This window comes from Mesorhizobium sp. M7A.F.Ca.MR.148.00.0.0, assembly GCF_003997735.1.
In the GTDB taxonomy this organism is placed as follows: domain Bacteria; phylum Pseudomonadota; class Alphaproteobacteria; order Rhizobiales; family Rhizobiaceae; genus Mesorhizobium.
On record NZ_RZTB01000126.1, the window covers coordinates 6296 to 7830 of the forward strand.

General features: G+C 59.8%; 3 protein-coding genes. 1 reads left to right on the forward strand and 2 read right to left on the reverse strand.

What is annotated here, in order from left to right:
* Positions 1–965: hypothetical protein (locus EOB49_RS36605; protein ID WP_206526152.1), on the reverse strand; the 965-nt coding region annotated here is incomplete at its 3' end.
* A 92-nt stretch (positions 966–1057) separates the two neighbouring features.
* On the opposite strand from EOB49_RS36605, the gene EOB49_RS28700 reads away from it, so the two are divergent.
* Positions 1058–1267, forward strand: a complete 210-nt coding sequence (locus EOB49_RS28700) for a hypothetical protein (RefSeq protein WP_127382960.1) — start codon at positions 1058–1060, stop codon at positions 1265–1267.
* 3 nt (positions 1268–1270) lie between these two features.
* Here EOB49_RS28700 and EOB49_RS28705 read toward each other — a convergent pair.
* Positions 1271–1535: hypothetical protein (locus tag EOB49_RS28705; protein ID WP_206526153.1), on the reverse strand; the 265-nt coding region annotated here is incomplete at its 5' end.

Consider the following 1535-nt stretch of genomic DNA (forward strand, 5'->3'; position numbering starts at 1 on the left):
ATCGAATTCTGATAGCCGACATGAGAGCCGCCATCGATGGTCAGGTCACCGTCGATTTGTACGTCGTCAGCCGCGATATCGATCACGGGATAGTGGGCAGGAACCGTTCCGGATGGCGCGCGCAAAGTAAGTGACGATCCACCGAGACATTCGACGCGCTTTTTCGCAGTCGAGATCACGTGGTTCCCGTCCGTCTGATATGCGCCATCGATCAGGACATGGGGATAGCTGCCGGTCAGCAGAGCGTTGATAGCGGCAGTGGCATTCACACCGGCGCGGGCGCCAAGCATGGATGCGGTAACCGGGCTTGAGGCCAGTGTGTAGCCGGCCAGAGTGCCACCGACCAACGTAATCACGAGGTCGCCGGCAGCGGTTCCGTTCTTGCGGTAGACCGCACCGCTGCCAGGTACCTGGTTGCTGTCGTAAAACGCCGTTCGGATGTAGTTGGGCGCGACAGCAGGCGAGAAGGCTTCGGCCGTTGCCTTTGTCGAAAACTGCGGATCGATCACCGTTGTCATAGCGCCGGTGACAAGATCAATAATCGCTTGTGCGGCCTCTCTGAGATCGCCGACTGCATCGTCGGAAAGGTAGAAGCTAATGGTGATATTGTCGGTCCCAATCCGGGGATTGTCGGTCTGGAATGCGAATACCTTGCTCGCATTTGCCGTACCGTTCTGGACGTGGACCGTGGTTCCTCTCTGCATGGTGCGCGACGACTGCGCATCAGCCGCGCGATACCAATAGCCCTCGCTTGCCGTGTAGATGCCATTGATCCGCGCGTCGGTCTGGTCTTTGACCAACACTCGATCGCCCACCGCCGTTAGGACCCCGTCGATGGTTTTAAGGCCCATGAGGCGAGACACGCCATTAACCTGCACCGTGGCGATGTTCGCCGTGGTGGCAAGGCGCACCGGCTCGCGTTCACCAGTCAAAAGCCGAACTGCGGCGGTTGCGGGCTGGCCCATATGGTGTTCTCCGTTGAGGTTCCCGCCAGGGCGAGGCTTGAAAAGACACAAATTTGCAGATTTAGTTCGCGGCCATGCAGAAGGCCGAGCCAATGAGCCAGTACGGACCGAAGCCGTCGCGACCGAAATTGCTTTGGTGGTCGATCACGGAATTCAACTGGGGCAACTACACCCTTGCTGTCTTCCTGGTCGCGATGGTCGGTGTCTTGATCTCAGCCGCCACCGGCATCATGCCGACCAAGTGGGGCGAAGGGTCCGAATGTTCCAAGGGCGCTAGCGTCCTCGACAGTTGCGAGCAGTGATGCCTACTGCACCATCTTGTGCAGCTGCTGCTTCACGCCGGCATCTTCCAGACCAAACCCACCCTCAATGATCCACCGCCAGTAAGGCAGCGTCAGGAACGGGATCATCTTTGTTGCCCGGTCGATGTCGGCCGGCGCCAGGTCGGGACTGGTCGACGGATCTCCATCGGTCAGCGTAGATAGCGTGCGGCCGCCGACGCCCAGCAATTGCGCCGCGTCGGTTCCAAGCTGAAACGAGGGGCCGAGGATAGCGCCGAATGCGTCGCGG

Excerpts from the sequence above, each read along its gene's own strand:
- EOB49_RS28700 (WP_127382960.1), top strand. The coding sequence starts at position 1,058 with ATGAGCCAGTACGGACCGAAGCCGTCGCGACCGAAATTGCTTTGGTGG.